This window comes from Mesorhizobium sp. M0954, assembly GCF_040319155.1.
In the GTDB taxonomy this organism is placed as follows: Bacteria; Pseudomonadota; Alphaproteobacteria; order Rhizobiales; family Rhizobiaceae; genus Mesorhizobium.
Genome location: NZ_JAMYNR010000010.1, coordinates 1 through 17,640, shown reverse-complemented (window position 1 = coordinate 17,640; position 17,640 = coordinate 1). Strand labels below are relative to the sequence as shown.

Here is a 17,640-nt window from a genome sequence, read left to right as displayed (position 1 = left end):
CCTCGGGCTTGAACCGAGGGTGTGCAGTGGTTTTGGGACAACGACATGCGTAAAACAAAAAATCTAAAGCATGCGCAATAGCGCGCCGCCGATCGAGTAGCCGGCGCCGAAGGCGCAGAGCAGGCCGTAGTCGCCGGCCTTCATGTCGGCATGATTCTCCGACAGGGCGATGATGGCGCCGGCGGCGGCGGTGTTGCCGAGGCGCTCCAGCACCATCGGCGCGCGGTCGTGGTCGACGTCATGGCCGAACGACAGTTTCAGGATCATGGCGTTCATCCGCGCATTGGCCTGATGCAGCCAGAAGCGCCGGATCGCTTGCGGCGTCAGCCCGTGCTCGGCCAGGAATTCGACGATGAACTTGTGGCCGGCGACGGTGACTTCCTTGAACACCTTGTTGCCGATCTGCTTGATCAGATTGCCTTCCAGATCGATCATGTACGGATCGTCCTGGGTGGCGCGGGTATAGTAACCGAGATTGGTGCGGATGCTGTTCGACATCTGCGTCCAGGCGCGCGTATCGAGCACCTCGAAGCGGCCCGGCCGCTTCTCGCCCTGGGCGAGCCCTTCGACGACCATCGACACGGAAGCGTCGCCGAAGATGAAATGCGTCTGCCGGTCGCGAAAATTGAGGTGACCGGTGATGATCTCCGGCGTCGTCACCAGCACGCGTTTATGCGCCCCTGCCCGTACCAGATTGACGGCGATGTGCAACGCCGCCGCTGCCGAAGAGCAGCCAAGCCCCATATCGAAGCCGGCGCCTTTCGTGCCCAGCGCCTGCTGCATTTCGATGGCGATCGCCGGATAGGGCCGCTGATGGTGCGAGGCCGAGCAGATCACCAGGTCGATGTCGCCAGGCTTCAGCCCGGCATGATCGAGCGCCTTGCGGGCCGAAGCGATGCCGAACTCGGCCTCCAGCGACAGCGCATCGTCGGGCCGCGCCGCGAAACGCGGCGCCATGCGGGTCGGATCGAGGATGCCTTCCCGTTCGATGACATGGCGGGTCTGGACGCCCGAGGCATGGACGATGAAGGCACTGTCCGATTTCTGTACCAGCGGCTCGCCCGACACCTCGCGGCGGACGTTCTCCATGTCCACCCAGGCGTTGAAGCTGGCGACGAGTTCCTCATTGGTGATCAAGGCTTCGGGGATTTCAACGCCGATGCCGCTGATGATGACGCGATGCATTTCCAGTTCGTCCCGTGCGCAGGCGTTGCGGCTTCATGTCGACGCCGCAAAAAGCTCGGCGCAACCTCTTTTGCACCTAGCCAGTTTATGCCCGTTTAAATCAAGTCCCTGGGACGGGTCTTTACCAGGCGCAGAGCTTGGTATTGGTCTGCGGGTTGTTCCAGCAGGCACCGTCATCGCCGCTGCGCACGAATTGCCCGGGCAGCGGCACGTTGCGGCGGCCGAGATTGACATAGCCATAGGCAAAACCCGGTCCGTCGATTTCCAGGACGTAGGTCGGATAACCCGGCGCCGAGATGCGAAAGCTGCCGGCATCGTCCAGCGCCCGATAGCTGCACGAGAAATAGCCGTCGTCGCTGGTGAAGCAGCGCGCTCGCTTGGCCTCCGCCGATAGAGACAAGGCAAGCACAGCGGCCGCACAAATGCTGCCGCCGAAACCCATCTTTTTCAGTGTCATCATCCACCCCCATGGCCCATAAAGGGCCGTGCCCCAGCGAGATGCGCATGACGGCGAAAGCCGGTCAAGCATCCGCTGCTGGCTGTTTTTGGGTGTAGCTAAGCGTTTCTAAGCGGAACGCCGCGCCACGATGAAGAGACGGGGAAAGCGCAGCAACACCTTGCCGCTTGCCGTTTTCGGATAGGCTTCGCTGATCCCGGCCGCGTAGCGCTTCAGGAAAAGCTGCCGCTCGTTTTCGTCGAGCGGATCGAGGAACGGCTTCAGCCCCGTCGATTTCACCCACTCGACGATCGCCTCGGCATCGGCCAGCGGATGGTTGTAGATCGTGTGCCAGATATCGAGCCGATCCGAGAATGGCGACAAAAGGTCGTAATAGAACGCGACCGGCGGCAGCGGCGCGCGGGCCGCGCGCTCGAGCTTTTCGGCAGACGGCATCTCGGCCGCGGTCTCCCGCATCAGCCGGTGCGAAGGTTCGGCCATATTGTCCGGCATCTGCACGGCAAGCGCGCCGCCGGGCGCCAAAAATCCCATCAGCCGCTGGAAGACCGCCGGATGCTCCGGCAGCCATTGAAACACCGCATTGGCAAAGATCACGTCGACCGGTTCGGTCGGCTGCCACGCCGCCGCATCCGCCAAGGCAAAGCTGACACCGGGCAGGCGCGCCCTGGCCTTCTCGATCATGTCGGGCGAGGTATCGAAGCCGCTGATCTGCGCCCGCGGCCAGCGCTCGACCAGCAATTCGGTCGAATTGCCCGGCCCGCAGCCAATGTCGACCACCCGGCGCGGTTCCGGCACCGGCACCTGCGCAACGAGATCGCGCGCGGGGCGGGTGCGCTCGTCCTCAAACTTCAGGTAGAGGGCGGCGGACCAGTCGGGTCTCACCTTCGCGACTGTATTCATCGATAGACCTCGCGACGGTCGCCTACTTGAACCACCCAAATCGCGACAGCGCTATCATCGATCCTTGTCAGAATTCGGAATGAGCCCACACGATATTTCCAGAGACCTGCCAGTGGTCCTGTTAGCGCTTCGCCAAGTTCGCGTGGATTATCGCGCGAGGCGAGCCTGTTTTCCAGGAAGTCCACAATCCGACGCTGATCGGACCTTTGCAATTGGAGATATCCTTCAGTGCACGCTTCTCGACACGAATTGTCCACACGATCAACCGTCACTGCGGTCGCTTGCGTCCAATCCCAGTCGTTCCTTAGCTTCGGCCAGAGAAAGCCATTCACCTTCACCATCGTTAAGGCGCTCGAGGGCGATTAGTCCGTCTTCCAGATCCTGAATTTGCTCGACAATGGCCTCAACGACTACGTCATGTTTTGTCCGGCCAGTTTTCCTTGCGACGATCTCGAGGCGTTTTTCCAGCGCGGTAGGAAGCTCGACATTAAGCATGTTTATCTCCTTCCGGTAATTCTACGAGCAGCCTGGGGCGCTTGCAACCAATCCGTTGTTACCGCGTCAGCCGCTTATACGTCATCCTATGCGGATTGACCGCCTCAGGCCCAAGCCGGCGGATCTTGTCCTGCTCGTAATCCTCGAAATTGCCTTCGAACCATTCGACGTGGCTGTCGCCCTCGAAGGCGAGGATGTGCGTCGCCAGACGATCGAGGAACATGCGGTCGTGCGAGATGATGACGGCGCAGCCGGCGAAGCTCTCGAGCGCGTCTTCGAGTGCGGCCAGCGTTTCGGTATCGAGATCGTTGGTCGGTTCGTCGAGCAGCAGCACATTGCCGCCGGTCTTCAGCATCTTGGCCAGATGCACGCGGTTGCGCTGGCCGCCGGACAGGTTGCCGACCTTCTGCTGCTGGTCGCCGCCGCGGAAATTGAACGACGCGCAATAGGCGCGGGTGTTGGCTTCGAACTTGCCGAGCTTGACCACTTCGGCGCCGCCCGAGATCTCTTCCCAGACCGTCTTGGTCGGGTCGAGCGCGTCGCGGCTCTGGTCGACATAACCGAGCTTGACCGTCTCGCCGACGCGAATGGTGCCGGCATCGGGCTTTTCCTGGCCGGTGATCATGCGGAACAGCGTCGTCTTGCCGGCGCCGTTCGGGCCGATGACGCCGACGATGCCGCCCGGCGGCAGCTTGAATTCGAGATCGTCGATCAAAAGCGTGTCGCCAAAGCCCTTCGACAGGCCCTCGACCTCGATCACCACATTGCCGAGCCGCTCGCCATGCGGAATGACGATCTGGGTGTCGCTCGGACGCCGCTTGTCGGCTGCATCCAGCAGATCCTGGAAGGCCTGGATACGGGCTTTCGACTTGGTCTGCCGGGCTTTCGGGCTGGACTGGATCCACTCGCGCTCGCGGCCGATCGCCCGCTGGCGCGCATCGTCCTCGCGGCCTTCCTGCTTGAGCCGCTTGGCCTTGGCTTCGAGGTATTTGGTGTAGTTGCCTTCGTACGGGATACCGCGGCCGCGATCGAGCTCGAGAATCCAGCCGGTGACATTGTCGAGGAAGTAGCGATCGTGGGTGATGATCATCACCGCGCCCGGATAGGCGCGCAGATGCTTTTCCAGCCACGCCGTCGTCTCGGCGTCGAGATGGTTGGTCGGCTCGTCGAGCAGCAGAAGGTCGGGCTGGCGCAGCAAGAGCTGGCAAAGCGCGACGCGACGGCGTTCGCCGCCCGACAGCTTGGTGACATCGGCCTCCTTGGGCGGGCAGCCGAGTGCCTCCATCGCCATCTCGACCTGCTGTTCGAGATCCCACAGGTTGAGCCGGTCCATCTCGTCCTGCAGCTTGGCCGACTCGTCCGCCGTCTCGTCAGAATAGTTCATCATCAATTCGTTGTAGCGCTCGATGATGGCGGTCTTGGCGGCGACGCCTTCCATGACGTTTTCGAACACGTTCTTGTTCGGATCGAGCGCCGGCTCCTGCGCCAGGTAACCGACGGTAGCACCCTCGGCCAGCCAGGCCTCGCCGCTCCACTCCTTGTCGATGCCGGCCATGATCTTGAGGATCGTCGACTTGCCGGCGCCGTTGGGGCCGAGGATGCCGATCTTGGCGTCCGGGTAGAAGGACAGATGGATGTTCTCGAGCACCTTCTTGGTGCCGTAGGCCTTGTTGAGGCCGGCCATGTGATAGATGAACTGGCGTGCCACGCGCGCTTTCCCTGAAAAGTCGACTGATGTCGGATTGGATGGAAGTTGGGGGCTATGTAAGCGATGCGGCCCCGAACGGCAAACAGTTTTGGCCCTAAAGCAATTCCAGGAAAAATGTGAAACGGTTTTCCGTCCGGAATTGCGTCAAAACAAAAAAGATGGAGCGGTTCAGCGGTTCCGTGAAACGATGACCCGCTCCAGGCGGATTTGGTCGCACCCGCAAACGCTTAGCCGCTTCATTTCGTGCCGGCGCCCAGGCGAAAGCTCCGGTTAATCATTCCGCGTCAAACAATGTTGGATGGGAAATCGCTGGCAGCCGCGATTTCGGGGAGAGAGATCGGGCCGTGTTGAACAGTTTCCTGCTTTTTGCCGAAGCGGTTCTCTATTTCGGCATCATGGTCACGCTTTTCCGGTTCAGGGGCCGCATCGGCCTCGGCGTCTTTGTTTGCGCCCTTGGCGTCATGCATTTCCTGGAAACCTATCTCGCCAGCGTCTTCTACGTCGCGCTGCCGTTCGGCATGGTATCGCCGGGTTCGGCCGTGCTGTTTTCCGGCAAGCTGGTGATGCTTCTCCTGCTCTACATCAAGGAGGACGCGGCAACTGTCCGGCAGCCGATTTACGGCCTGCTGCTCGGCAATGCCCTGATGGTCGGGCTCGTGCTGATCCTGCGCCTGCACGACATCGCACTGCTGCCCGACGGCAAGCTTCCCGACATCGGCTTTATCGATGAGATGGGCTGGCTGATGGTGTGGGGCACGACACTGCTGTTCGTCGACGCCATCCTGATCATTCTGCTCTATGAAAAGCTCGGCAAATACCTGCGCAAGGCGCTTTTCACCCGCATCCTGGTCTCCGTCGCCTGCGTGCTCACCTTCGACCAGGCAGGCTTTTTCACGGCGCTGCATTTCGTCACCGGTGCGCCGGTCGCGGTGTTCTTCGGCGGCTGGTTCGCCAAGATGGCAGCGGCCCTGGTCTACAGCACCATGCTGGTCGCCTATATCAGGTGGTTCGAGGCGCGGCAGGTGCCGGCGCCGCGCGGGCTTTCCGACATTTTCGACACGCTGACCTATCGCGAGCGCTATGAGGCGCTGGTCGAGCATGTTGGTCGCGACGGCCTCACCGGCCTCCTGCACAGGGGGCGCTTCGACAGCGATGGCGAGGCCGCCGTTACCGCCAGCCTGCGGACCGCCAGGCCGCTCAGCCTGCTGATCATCGATGTCGACCACTTCAAATCGATCAACGACCGCTTCGGCCACGCCGAGGGAGACAAGGTGCTGAAAGCCCTGGCGATTTTGCTTGGCGAACTTGTCGGGACCGAAGATCAATTGTTCAGGATCGGCGGTGAGGAATTCGCCATCCTCGGCTGGCGTCCGCAGCCGCTCGCCAGGCTGCTGGGTGAAACCGTCAGGCAAGCGGTCAAGACGTCCGCGAGCACCAGCCGGTTCGACATTACCGTCAGCGCCGGCATCTCGACGGTCAGCGAGACGACCCGTTGCCTTGCCGATCTCTTTGCGCTGGCCGACCAGCGTCTCTACAAGGCCAAATCCACGGGACGCGATCGCGTTGTCGGGGAACCGGGCGGCAACGAAGCAGACGCCCGCAACACATGGACCAGGCCGGAGCGCAGCGCCGGCGCGTAACGCTGCCCAGGCCTGCGATTGGCTCAATCAGGATTGTTTGCGCCGCTGCCATCCGCCGATCGCAACCGAAACCGCCATCAGCGCGATCGCCAGCCATTTCAACGCGGTAATAATCGGGCCGGCTTCGATATCGTAGGCAATGAACAGAAGAATGCCCGGTACCAGCAGGCCGCAGAGCACGAGCGTGATCCGATTGATCTGCCATGACACTTTTGCCGCAAGCGCCTGGTCGCCGGGCACGGCGACAAGCGCGGCCCGCATTGCCTTCGGCGCCACGAGCGTGGTCGAAAGACGCAGCGAAATCGGCAGGCCGATGCCGATGATCAGGAAGGCGCATGCCGCCAGGAGCAGCGAAAACTTGAGCGCACTGGTTTCGGCCGGTACCGGGAACAGCAGCGCCGCCAGCGGCAGGAAGACACAGAACATCCCGAGCGCGGCGATGGCGATGAAGATCGCCGCGTTGACCAGCGTAAACAATTGGTAGGTGCCGCCGCCGACGGGTTTGGCGAGCGTGGTCATGCGAGCCCACTCCACTTCGGTGTAGGAAAAGCCCGGCCACTCCATATGGCCGTCGCGGATCGCCGTCATGCCCTTGGCCCAGAACGCCAGCCGCGCCAGCGCGCCGCTCGTCATACCACTCATCGCCACCCCCTATGAATGATGCGCCCGGGATCATACCATCCCCGGTGCAAAGCGACAGTCGCGTACGGCCTGTTTACTGGAACCCGACGGCATCGACCGCGCCCTTCGGGCAGCCGGCCTTGGCTGTCGGCGCCGAGGCAAGCAGCAGGGCACCGAGCGAAGCGTTCGGAGCGATCGGGCCGGTCAGGCCGAGCGTCAGTTCGCCGATCAGCCGCCTGCCGTTCGAAGGATCGACCACGCAGGACACGCGGACCCGGTCGCCCGCGCCTTTGCCGAAGGCACTGTCGAAGGTGCTGCGGATCTGATCGGATGTCAGTTGCTTGCCGATGTTCTTGATGAAGAGATCGCGCACCGGCGACGCATTCATCGCGCGCATCAGGTTCAAGGCGTCGGCGAAATACTCCTGCTGGCTCTTGCCGTAGCAGGTGCCGTGCTTGATCCACTCATGCCTTTCGAGGGCGGACGCGGTGCCCGGCATCACCTGGTCGAGTTCCGCTCGCGTTTTCGGGTCAAGGGTGACCGGCGGCAAATCCCGCCAGTGTGCCGGATCGTCGTTCGCCTTGTCGCTTGCCGCGACCTGGCAATAGAAATTTCCGTTCGGCTGCGGCCACAACCCATGCAAGGTGAAGTGGGTCGCATCGAAACCGGCGGCGGTCTGCGCACGGCATTCGGCCTTGCTGGATTTGGTCTCGCAGAAAGCCGGCTGCCAGCTCAGCGCGAAGACATATTCCGGCTTTCCGGACGCCGATGGCTTGTTCGGCTCGGCAGGCGCCGGTGCAGCCGGCATCGTCGACGCGCTGCCGCCCGAAACACGACCGCAGCTGATCTTGACCCAGCGGCGCTCCGGATCGGCGCCCGGCACGCGAATGAGGTAGTGGGTGGGCGCGTCCTTGTTGCCGGCCAGCAGATCATAACTCTGACCAGCCGCGGTCGAGACATTGCCGGGATTCTTGCCGCTCTTGATCGCCTGCGTTGCCGGACAGGCGGCATCGGCGACGAAAGAGCCGGTCATCTTCACATCGGCCCGCGCCGCGCTTGCGCCAGCAAACGCAAGAAACACCGCCCCCCATATCGCCCAAATCCGCATTCCGGCACTCCTCGTGATTCACGCCGCAAGCTAGAAACTTGCGACATGTCAGAATTACGATTTCTTTCGCCGGCCGTAAAAACAATCGCCAGCGCATTGAGACGGCTCGCGCGTGGTCGATCAGGATCCGCCCGCCTCCACCCGTTCCGTCAGGGTGCGCAGCAGATCAAGCGAGGCTTTCAGCACGTCGGCGTCCATACCCTCCGAAACGCGGTTCGCCCAAACATGCTGGCGTGTGCCGATATTCTTGACCGCTGCCCGGCCGGCATCGGTTATCGACAACAGCTTGGCGCGGCGATGCGCCGGGTTGTCGGCGTAGGCGGCAAGCCCCTCCGCAGCCAGTATGTCGGCCAGCCGCTGTACACTCTGACGGGCGAGACCCATGTCGCGGGCGATGTCGGCCACAGATTTCGGCTCCTTCAAAACTGCACCCAAAACCTGCCAGCGCGCTGCCGTCAGCCCGGTTGGAGCGGCCAGCCGGTCGGCCGCATCCAGAAAACTGCCGTTCATCCTGAACACGGCAAGCACCAGTTCGGTGAGCACATTTGCCGCCTCGGTCCTGGTCGTCATTTCTGACCGGCCTCGATGGTCGCGACGAAATTATTAACGGCTTCGGCTACGACCTCGGGCTTGTCAAGCATCACCCAATGGCCGCTGCCCGCCACGATCTGGCGCGGAATGTCCGTGCGCAGCCGGTAGAGCGCGGCTGGAGTGTCACTGGCCTCGGTAGCCAATACGAACATAGGCCCGCGATACGCATCGAGTGCCGGCTCCGGGTTCCATTCGGCCAGTGCCTTGCCGACACCTGCCCTCGCCGCCGGATCGACCACTGCCGCATCGGCCAGAACACGCTGGCGAACAACCGCGTTAGGGCCGGCAATCGACGTGTAATAGGCGTTCAGGACATCACGGCCTTGCGGACCGGCCAGATCGCGGACAAAGCCGTCACGAATCGCCTGCGGCAGCGCACGAGGATCGGTCGCCGGGTCGACGAGCAAGACACCGGCGACCCGGTCGGCATGGCTGGCGGCATAAGCGAGCGCCACGCCACCGCCGCCGCTGTGCGCGACAATGAGAAACCGCTTCAGGCCAAACGCGTCGGCCACGGCACCGACATCCATTGCACGACCGTCATAACCATAGTCACCGTCCTGCGCCGGCGCGGAGGCGCCATGACCGCGAAAATCGAAGGCTACCGCCTCGCGGCCTTCGACGGAGAGCTGCATCACCCGGTCCCAGTGGGAAGCGCGGCTGCAATCTCCATGCAGGAACATGATCGGCAGGCCATTGCCGGCGTTGATCCTATAAGTGGCAAGCTGGCCTTGCGGGCCTGGAACAGTGGACGTCATCATGGTCATCTCCCTGGTTTCCTGACTGAACGCAGCAATCCCTGACAACAGAGTGGCCGTCGTGAAGGCGAAGCCCGCCAGCAAGATTGCACGCCGCGAAATGGCCCCGGTGGTTTTCATAGTCTTACCCCCAATCTGCCGCTGACCATTTGACAGCATGCTGTCATGTAATCACATTGACAGCATGCTGTCAACTACCGTCGAATGGGTACCCTACGTCCCTTGACGTCGATCGCTGCGTCGCCCAACAGTCGCCGACGGGAGCGAGACATGCCATTTGACAAGCAGAGGATGCTGGCATCGCCGACCGGCGCCGAGCTCAACCTTTATGTGAAACACGCCATCGGCCAACCGCGCGCCATTGTCCAGGTCAATCACGGGTTGGCCGAGCACGCGGCGCGCTATGCCCGTTTCGCCGATTTCCTTGGCGAGCGCGGCTATCAGGTCTACGCGCACGACCACCGTGGCCACGGCGCCACCAAGGCGCCCGACGCGCCACCTGGCAGGTTCGCCGATGCGGATGGCGGTGCCAAGGTCATCGCCGATGTCGCCGCCGTCCATGATCTCATCGCCAGGGAACAGCCGGGCCTGCCGGTCATCATCTTTGGTCACTCCTTGGGCGCGTCGGTCGCGCTGAACTTTGTCCTCCGCCACTCGGCGCGCATCCATGCCGCCGCGATCTGGAACGGCAATTTCTCGGCCGGACTGCTCGGCCAAATCGCGCTGGCCATGCTTGGTTGGGAAAAGTTCCGGCTTGGCTCAGACGTGCCGTCGCGCCTGCTGCCCCGGCTGACGTTCCGGGCCTGGGGCAAGGCGGTGCCCAATCACCGGACGCCGTTCGACTGGCTGTCGCGCGATGCCGCTGAAGTCGAGAAATACATCGCCGACCCGCTTTGCGGCTGGGATGCATCGGTGTCGATGTGGCAGGACATCGTCATGATGACGCTGCATTGCGGCAGCGACCGCAATTTTTCCGGCGTGCGGCGCGACCTGTTCGTCAATCTGGTCGGAGGCGAGCAAGATCCGGCCTCGGACGGCGGCAAGGCGGTCAGCCATCTTGCCGGCCGGATGCACATGATGGGTTTTTCGAATCTCGTTTCAAAGGTTTACGCCAAAACCCGCCACGAAAGCCTCAACGAGGTCAACCGAGACATCATCATGGAGGATTTTGCCGCCTGGGCCGACCGCGTGCTGAGGGCACAGTGATACTGGCCCATTGCAAGGGCCGTGACAGCGGCGCGCGGGATTGATAGAGGCTGCGCTTTCGATCAACCACGGTGATCCATGACTGAGCCTCCGCTCAAAGGCATCCGCGTCATCGAACTCGCACGCATCCTCGCCGGGCCATGGGCCGGACAGCTGCTTGCCGACCTCGGCGCCGACGTGATCAAGGTCGAGAGCCCGGACGGCGGCGACGACACCCGCAAATGGGGACCGCCCTTCGTCATCGGCCATGACGGCGAGAACCTTTCGGCCGCTTATTACCATTCCTGCAACCGCGGCAAGCGCTCCATCGCCATCGACTTCTCGACGCCCGAGGGTGCCGAGACGGTGCGCCGGCTGGTCGCGACATCGGATGTGCTGATCGAAAACTTCAAAGTCGGCGGACTGAAGAAATACGGCCTCGACTATGACAGCCTGAGGAAAATCAACCCGCGGCTGATCTATTGCTCGATCACCGGTTTTGGCCAGTCGGGACCGTATGCGCCGCGTGCCGGCTATGATTTCATCATCCAGGGCATGGCCGGCATGATGTCGATCACCGGCGAAGCCGGCCGCGAACCGCAAAAGGCGGGCGTCGCTATTTCGGATGTTTTCACCGGGCTTTATTCGGTCATCGCCATCCAGGCGGCGCTTCGCCATGCCGAGAAGACCGGCGAAGGCCAGCATATCGACATGGCGCTCTACGACACCCAGATCTCGACGCTCGGCAACCAGAACCTCAACTATCTCGTCTCCGGACAGTCGCCGGTGCAGATGGGCAATGCGCACATGAACATCGCGCCCTACGAAGTGGTGCCGGTAAAGAATGGCCACATCATCCTGGCGGTCGGCAATGATGGCCAGTTCGCAAAGTTCTGCGCTGCCGTCGGCCTCGACGAGCTGGCGTCGAACCCTGACTTCGCCACCAATCCCGCCCGCGTCGCCAACCGGGCGAAGCTGCGCGAGCACATGATCGAGGCGCTGAAAGCCTTCGATCGCGACCCGCTGCTGGCCAGGCTCGAAGCCGCCGGGGTTCCAGCCAGCCCGATCAACAACATCGGCCAGATGTTTGCCGACCCGCAGACCATCGCGCGCGGCATGCGGCTCGACCTCGATGACGGCCATGGCAATCTCTTGCCCTCGGTGCGGGCGCCGATGGTCATGTCCGGCACGCCGCTGGTCTATGAGCGCCCGTCGCCGCGTCTCGGCGAACACACCGAAGAAATCCTTGCCGAACTGGAGAGGTCAGGAAAATGAAGACCGGCGGACAACTCATCGTCGATGCGCTCGAAGCCAACGGAACGGACCGTATCTATTGCGTACCTGGCGAATCCTATCTGGCGGTGCTCGACGCGCTGCATGATTCACCGATCCGCACAATCGTCTGCCGCCAGGAGGGCGGTGCCGCAATGATGGCCGACTGCCACGGCCGCCTGACCGGCAGGCCCGGCATCTGCTTTGTCACCCGCGGCCCAGGCGCCACCAATGCCTCTGCCGGCATCCACATCGCGATGCAGGATTCAATCCCTCTCATCCTGTTCATCGGCCAGGTCGCCAGCCACGCCAAAGGGCGCGAGGCCTTCCAGGAGGTCGACTACGTCAGGTTCTTCGGCGATATTGCCAAATGGGTGGTCGAGATCGACGACGCCGCACGCATACCCGAATTCGTCACACGCGCCTTTGCGGTGGCGACGTCCGGTCGCCCGGGCCCGGTCGTCATCTCGCTGCCCGAAGACATGCTGACCAGCCTCGCGGAGGCACCGGACGCCCGGCATTATACCCCTGTTGAGACGCGGCCTGGCGAAGTCGAGCTCGACGCACTGGAACTGTTGCTCAACCAGGCAAAGCGGCCCTTCGTCATCCTCGGCGGTACGCGCTGGGACGCGCAGGCCGTTGCACGGATGCGGACGATAGCCGAAGCCTGGTCGCTGCCGGTCGGCTGCTCCTTCCGCCGCCAGATGCTGTTCGACCATCTCCACCCGAACTATGCCGGCGATGTCGGCATCGGCATCAATCCCAAGGTAGCAACCGCCATCAAGCAGGCCGACCTCGTGCTGCTGATCGGCGGCCGTATGGGCGAGATGCCGTCATCCGACTACACGCTGCTGAAGAGTCCCTACCCCGACCAGACGCTGGTCCATATCCATGCCGACGCCGGCGAACTCGGCCGCGTCTACCGGCCGGCGCTGGCGATCAATGCCTCGCCTGCCGCTTTCGTCGAAGCCTTTGCCGGACGCAAGCCGACCGCAACGCCGGTCTGGGCGGCTGAGGCAGCGAAGCTGCACGCCGCCTATCTCGACTGGTCGACGCCTCCGGAGAGCGGCCCCGGCGCCGTCCAGATGGGGCCGATCATGAATTATCTCGAAACGATGCTGCCGGACGACGCCATCCTCACCAACGGCGCCGGCAACTACGCCACCTGGGTGCATCGCTACCATCGCTTCCGGCGTTTCGGCACGCAGGCAGCACCCACATCCGGCTCGATGGGCTACGGCACGCCGGCGGCGGTCGCCGCCAAGCAGCTTTTCCCCGACCGCGACGTGATCGCCTTCGCCGGCGACGGCTGTTTCCTGATGAACGGCCAGGAATTCGCCACCGCCGTGCAATACGGGCTGCCGATCATCGTCATCGTCGTCAACAATGGCATCTACGGCACCATCCGCATGCATCAGGAGCGCGAATATCCCGGCCGTGTCGTCGCCACGGACTTGAAGAATCCCGACTTTGCTGCTTTGGCTCGTGCCTATGGCGGCCATGGCGAGACGGTGGAAAAAACCGCCGACTTCGCGGCGGCCTTCGAGCGAGCGCGGGCCAGCGGCAAGCCGTCGATCGTAGAGATCCGGCTCGACCCTGAAGCCATCACGCCGACCCGCACGATGTCCCAGATTCGCGACAAGGCCTGACAAAACAGGATGATTGCCCTGTTTTGTCGTCGTGATCTGCCTATTTGGCCTTCTCGATCTGGCCGCGGATCTCGCCGTCCGCGTGGGCCGCGGTGTGGATGTTGACGTAATATTTGCCAGCCTCAAGATCGGTGGCCTGGGCATCGGTCAATGTCGCCGAACCCTTGATCGGGCTCTTCAGCTTGCCTTCGAACGGCACCACCGGATCGGCGTTTTGACCCTTTGCCGCCGGGCCGTGAATGTGTGCGGCCTTCGCCGGCCCGCTGAGGCCGGAATATCTCACGGTCCAGCTGAGTTTCTTGGTGGCGGTGTTGAACCTGAGCGTGGCGGTGCCCTTGCCCTTCGTGGTGACGGGCGGGTTCTGCTGAGCACCATCGAGCGCCGCCGTCATCCTTATGGTTTCGGCCAAGGCCGGTGAAGCAGAGAAGATGGCTGCAGAAATGGCCAGCGCCGAAAGCATCGGCGTGAAGGACTGGATGCGCATGGAAACCTCCGTTGTGACACCCTTGAGGCGGATGCACCGGCACAACGATTTTGCGAGCGGATGTTTCCGCCGGTAACGTTTATTTTACCTCCCACTAAAAAGGGGCGGTCGCCCGCCCCTTTTCCGCTACAAGCCAGTTTGACAGCCCTATTTGATGGCCTTGTCGGTGATCGCCGTCGTGTAGGCGCCGGTAGGCTCCTTGCTGATGATCTTCTGGTCGAGCAGCGCTTTGGCGGTGCGCTCGTAGGTCGCCGGATCGAGCTTGCCATCGGCATTGTCGATCAGCTTGGCGACTTCGCCCATCATGCGCTTCTGGTGGTTCTCGTCCTGGCCGCCATTGTCCATGACGATGCCGGCCGCTTCGTCGGAATGGTCGACGGCGTATTTCCAACCCTTCATCGAAGCGCGCACGAAACGCACCATCTTGTCCTCGAAGGCCGGATCCTTGAGCTTGTCCTCCAGGGCATAGAGCCCGTCTTCGAGCAGATCGTTGCCCATGGCGGAATAGTTGAAGACGGTCAGCTCTTCCGGCTTATAGCCGGCGTCGATGAGCTGCCAGTACTCGTTATAGGTCATGACCGAAATGCAATCCGCCTGCTTCTGGATCAGCGGCTGCACGTCAAAGCTCTGCTTGAGCACGGTGACGCCGTCCGGCCCGCCATCGGTCTTGAGGCCAAGCTTGTTCATCCAGGCATAGAACGGATACTCGTTGCCGAAGAACCAGACGCCGAGCGTGTGGCCCTTGAAGTCGGCTTCCGTCTTGACCGGCCCGTCCTTCGGGCAGACCAGCTCCATGCCGGCCTTCTTGAATGGCTGGGCGATGTTGACCAGCGGCACGCCCTTCTCGCGCGCAGCCAGCGCACCGCCCATCCAATCGACGATGACGTCGGCGCCGCCGCCGGCGATGACCTGCTCGGGCGCAATGTCCGGGCCGCCGGGCTTGATGTCGACGTCGAGGCCCTCGGCTTCATAGAAGCCCTTGGCCTTGGCGACATAATAGCCGGCGAACTGTGCCTGGGTGACCCATTTCAGCTGCAGCGTCACCTTGTCCGCGGCCATCGCCTGGAACGCGGCAAGCGACATCGCGCCGGCCAGCATCGAAACAACAAGTCTTTTCATGTTTTTACCCTCTGAAGTTAGCGCCCTAAACCCACCGCCCCTATCCACCACGGACAGAGGGATGCCAAAACGTGACTGCTCTCTCGAAAAGAGCGACCACGCCATAAAAGACCGAACCCGCAAGTGCTGCAACTGCGATTTCCGCCCACACCATGTCGATGTTCATCCGCCCGACTTCCGTCGAAATGCGGAATCCCATGCCGACCACCGGCGTGCCGAAGAACTCGGCGACGATGGCGCCGATCAGCGCCAGCGTCGAATTGATCTTCAACGCATTGAAGATGAAGGGTGCCGCCGCCGGCAGCCGCAGCTTGAACAGCGTCTGCCAGTAGCTCGAGGCATAGGTGCGCATCAGGTCGCGCTCCATATGGCCGGAGGCGGCAAGCCCGGCGACGGTGTTCACCAGCATCGGGAAGAAGGTCATGATGATGACCACCGCTGCCTTCGACTGCCAGTCGAAGCCGAACCACATGACCATGATCGGCGCGACGCCGATGATCGGCAGCGCCGACACCATATTGCCGATCGGCAAGAGCCCGCGCCGCAGGAACGGCACGCGGTCGGCGGCGATGGCAACAAGGAAGCCGGCGCTGCTCCCCACCACATAGCCGAAGATAACCGCCTTGAAGATGGTCTGCCTGATATCGGCCCCCAGCACCGGCAGCGAGCCGACGATGCGTGCACCGATGGCGCTTGGCGGCGGCAACAGGATGAAGGGAATGCCGGCACCACGCGTCACCGCCTCCCAGATGATCAGGATCCAGGCGCCGAAGATGGCCGGAATGATCAGGCGCAGGGCGGTTGACGCCCAGCGCGACGTCGGGCGAAACGACGACAAGACCGTTACGCAGCGCCAGGCCAAAAACCACGCCGCGACGAGCAGCAGATAGAAGGATGCGCGAGCGCTGCCCTCATTGCCGGTTATGCCGGCGAGCAGCATCCACGCTGCGCCATTCGCGCCAAGGAACAGCAACACCACCCCGATCATCGGTGGAAAGTTGTCGGCCTCGATTGCCACGAGCAGCAAAATGAAAATCAAAACCGCAGTTGCCATGCCGTAACCGGGCGTAGCGCTGACGAGCGGCCAAAGAAGCAGCGCGCCGGCAAGCAGGACAAGCGCTGCATACCCCTGCCAGGATCGAGGCGTGATTGAGGAAAGGTTCAGGATGGAGCTCATGCCGGCCTCCCGCCCATGGCGCGGTCGACAAGGCGCCCGGCGATGCCGACGACCATCACCAGCAGCGCCGCGACCACCGACCCGGCAACCAGAGCCGACCAGATGTCGATGGTCTGGCTGTAGTAGGCGCCGGCGAGCAATTTGGCGCCGATGCCGGCGACGGCGCCGGTCGGCAACTCGCCGACGATGGCGCCGACCAGGCTGGCGGCCACCGCCACCTTCATCGAGGTAAACAGGAACGGCACCGAAGCCGGCACCCGCAATTTCCAGAAGGTCTGCGAGGCACTGGCATTATAGGTGTGCATCAGGTCGAGATGGGTAAGCTCGGGCGAGCGCAGTCCCTTCACCATGCCGACTGCCACCGGAAAGAACGACAGATAGGTCGAGATCAGCGCCTTCGGGATAAGCCCGGTGATGCCGATCGCCGCCAGCACGACGATGATCATCGGCGCCACCGCCAGGATCGGAATGGTCTGCGAGGCGATGATCCACGGCATCAGACTGCGGTCGAGCGTCGCCACATGCACGATGCCGACGGCGATGACGATGCCGAGCGCCGTGCCGAAAGCAAAGCCGAGCAGCGTCGACGACAGCGTCACCCACGCATTGTAGACAAGGCTGCGGTTCGAGGTGATGCTGCGCAGAAAGGTGTTTTCGAAAAAATTCACCGCCACCTGATGCGGCGCCGGCAGCGTCGGCTTCGGCTGTACCAGCGTCTTGCCGATGAATTCCACAATACCCGGTGTCTGATTGGCGCGGCGGTCGAGATCGCGCTGGAACGGCGTGTTGAGGATGACGGCCATGACGTACCAGACGACGACCACGCCCAGGAGGATCGAGGTCACCGGAACGATCTTGTCGCGAAACGAGTCCATCTAGCAGGCCTCGCCGGGTAAGCGCCCTCCTCTCCCCAACGGGGAGAGGGTGACTGGAGCGAAGCGGAGGCCGGGTGAGGGTGACCGCGCTTTTGTCATCCTAGGGCGGAACCGCCGCGAAGCGGCGTGCGTATCGGGAGCGCCCCACCACGCTTTCGTCATCCTAGGGCGAAGCAAGGAGCGAAGCGACGCGGCGCAGACCCTAGGATCCATGCCGTAACCTCCCCGCTCCGCAACGGTGCTGAAAATGGCTCCCTCCACACCGCTCTGGCCGGCGAATATTCTGAACCGCTTGCGCCTTTCGGCTAATGTCACGGCATGATGGGGTGGACGGCGCCCGACGGCATCGGATGTGCCAGAATGAGTTCGTTGAGATCTCAAACAAGGGAGCCGTCCGTGGAACACCTTATCCGTAT

Annotated in this window: 18 protein-coding genes; 4 read left to right on the top strand and 14 right to left on the bottom strand. The window is 62.7% G+C overall.

The genetic code is table 11. The annotated features are described in order from the left end of the window. Window positions 1-63: 63 nt before the first annotated feature. The 6 genes from NKH93_RS15460 to ettA all read right to left on the bottom strand — a co-directional run bounded on the left by NKH93_RS15460 (window position 64) and on the right by ettA (window position 4,745). Window positions 64-1,185, bottom strand: coding sequence for a beta-ketoacyl-ACP synthase III (locus tag NKH93_RS15460; protein WP_352919582.1), 1,122 nt, complete (start codon window positions 1,183-1,185; stop codon window positions 64-66). 121 nt (window positions 1,186-1,306) lie between these two features. Then, entirely contained in the window at window positions 1,307-1,642 is a 336-nt protein-coding gene (locus tag NKH93_RS15455) for a hypothetical protein (RefSeq protein WP_352970816.1), read from the bottom strand. Between the two features lie 108 nt (window positions 1,643-1,750). Continuing rightward, entirely contained in the window at window positions 1,751-2,542 is a 792-nt protein-coding gene (gene tam / locus NKH93_RS15450) for a trans-aconitate 2-methyltransferase (protein WP_352919588.1), read from the bottom strand. Beyond that, complete coding sequence (locus NKH93_RS15445; protein ID WP_352919590.1) at window positions 2,539-2,883, bottom strand: type II toxin-antitoxin system RelE family toxin; 345 nt, start codon at window positions 2,881-2,883, stop codon at window positions 2,539-2,541. Before NKH93_RS15445 ends, tam begins: the two co-directional genes overlap by 4 nt. Then, window positions 2,804-3,037: a type II toxin-antitoxin system RelB family antitoxin gene (relB, locus tag NKH93_RS15440; RefSeq protein ID WP_352471524.1), complete on the bottom strand. Its 234-nt coding sequence runs from the start codon at window positions 3,035-3,037 to the stop codon at window positions 2,804-2,806. The genes NKH93_RS15445 and relB overlap by 80 nt, the downstream gene beginning before the upstream one ends. Before the next feature lie 58 nt (window positions 3,038-3,095). Then, window positions 3,096-4,745 (bottom strand): energy-dependent translational throttle protein EttA, encoded by a 1,650-nt coding sequence (ettA, locus tag NKH93_RS15435; RefSeq protein WP_352453385.1) that lies wholly within the window; start codon window positions 4,743-4,745, stop codon window positions 3,096-3,098. A 344-nt stretch (window positions 4,746-5,089) separates the two neighbouring features. Between ettA and NKH93_RS15430 the strand changes: the two genes are divergently transcribed. Then, the gene (locus NKH93_RS15430) at window positions 5,090-6,385 is read left to right on the top strand and encodes a GGDEF domain-containing protein (RefSeq protein ID WP_352919593.1); all 1,296 of its coding nucleotides are present in this window, start codon (window positions 5,090-5,092) and stop codon (window positions 6,383-6,385) included. 27 nt (window positions 6,386-6,412) lie between these two features. Here NKH93_RS15430 and NKH93_RS15425 read toward each other — a convergent pair whose 3' ends face one another. The 4 genes from NKH93_RS15425 to NKH93_RS15410 all read right to left on the bottom strand — a co-directional run bounded on the left by NKH93_RS15425 (window position 6,413) and on the right by NKH93_RS15410 (window position 9,466). After that, a complete protein-coding gene (locus tag NKH93_RS15425; RefSeq protein WP_352820350.1) occupies window positions 6,413-7,027 on the bottom strand; it encodes a hypothetical protein in 615 nt (204 codons plus the stop codon). A 73-nt stretch (window positions 7,028-7,100) separates the two neighbouring features. Further along, window positions 7,101-8,114, bottom strand: coding sequence for a ribonuclease T2 family protein (locus NKH93_RS15420; RefSeq protein ID WP_352919596.1), 1,014 nt, complete (start codon window positions 8,112-8,114; stop codon window positions 7,101-7,103). A 120-nt stretch (window positions 8,115-8,234) separates the two neighbouring features. Next, complete coding sequence (locus tag NKH93_RS15415; RefSeq protein ID WP_352681842.1) at window positions 8,235-8,684, bottom strand: MarR family winged helix-turn-helix transcriptional regulator; 450 nt, start codon at window positions 8,682-8,684, stop codon at window positions 8,235-8,237. After that, entirely contained in the window at window positions 8,681-9,466 is a 786-nt protein-coding gene (locus NKH93_RS15410) for an alpha/beta fold hydrolase (RefSeq protein ID WP_352539492.1), read from the bottom strand. Before NKH93_RS15410 ends, NKH93_RS15415 begins: the two co-directional genes overlap by 4 nt. Before the next feature lie 267 nt (window positions 9,467-9,733). Between NKH93_RS15410 and NKH93_RS15405 the strand changes: the two genes are divergently transcribed. The 3 genes from NKH93_RS15405 (at window position 9,734) to NKH93_RS15395 (ending at window position 13,569) form a co-directional block, all read left to right on the top strand. After that, window positions 9,734-10,669 carry an alpha/beta fold hydrolase gene (locus NKH93_RS15405; protein ID WP_352539491.1) on the top strand — a complete coding sequence of 312 codons (936 nt, stop codon included), beginning with the start codon at window positions 9,734-9,736 and terminating at the stop codon, window positions 10,667-10,669. Window positions 10,670-10,747: 78 nt separating this feature from the next. After that, complete coding sequence (locus tag NKH93_RS15400) at window positions 10,748-11,923, top strand: CaiB/BaiF CoA transferase family protein (protein WP_352505567.1); 1,176 nt, start codon at window positions 10,748-10,750, stop codon at window positions 11,921-11,923. After that, window positions 11,920-13,569, top strand: a complete 1,650-nt coding sequence (locus NKH93_RS15395) for a thiamine pyrophosphate-binding protein (protein ID WP_352919599.1) — start codon at window positions 11,920-11,922, stop codon at window positions 13,567-13,569. Before NKH93_RS15400 ends, NKH93_RS15395 begins: the two co-directional genes overlap by 4 nt. A gap of 40 nt (window positions 13,570-13,609) precedes the next feature. Here NKH93_RS15395 and NKH93_RS15390 read toward each other — a convergent pair whose 3' ends face one another. The 4 genes from NKH93_RS15390 to NKH93_RS15375 all read right to left on the bottom strand — a co-directional run bounded on the left by NKH93_RS15390 (window position 13,610) and on the right by NKH93_RS15375 (window position 17,224). Then, a complete protein-coding gene (locus tag NKH93_RS15390; protein WP_352851539.1) occupies window positions 13,610-14,053 on the bottom strand; it encodes a CHRD domain-containing protein in 444 nt (147 codons plus the stop codon). 147 nt (window positions 14,054-14,200) lie between these two features. After that, window positions 14,201-15,172 (bottom strand): ABC transporter substrate-binding protein, encoded by a 972-nt coding sequence (locus tag NKH93_RS15385; protein ID WP_352471510.1) that lies wholly within the window; start codon window positions 15,170-15,172, stop codon window positions 14,201-14,203. A 40-nt stretch (window positions 15,173-15,212) separates the two neighbouring features. Beyond that, a complete protein-coding gene (locus NKH93_RS15380) occupies window positions 15,213-16,349 on the bottom strand; it encodes an ABC transporter permease (RefSeq protein WP_352851540.1) in 1,137 nt (378 codons plus the stop codon). Then, window positions 16,346-17,224, bottom strand: a complete 879-nt coding sequence (locus tag NKH93_RS15375) for an ABC transporter permease (RefSeq protein ID WP_352919603.1) — start codon at window positions 17,222-17,224, stop codon at window positions 16,346-16,348. Before NKH93_RS15375 ends, NKH93_RS15380 begins: the two co-directional genes overlap by 4 nt. Between the last annotated feature and the right edge of the window lie 416 nt (window positions 17,225-17,640).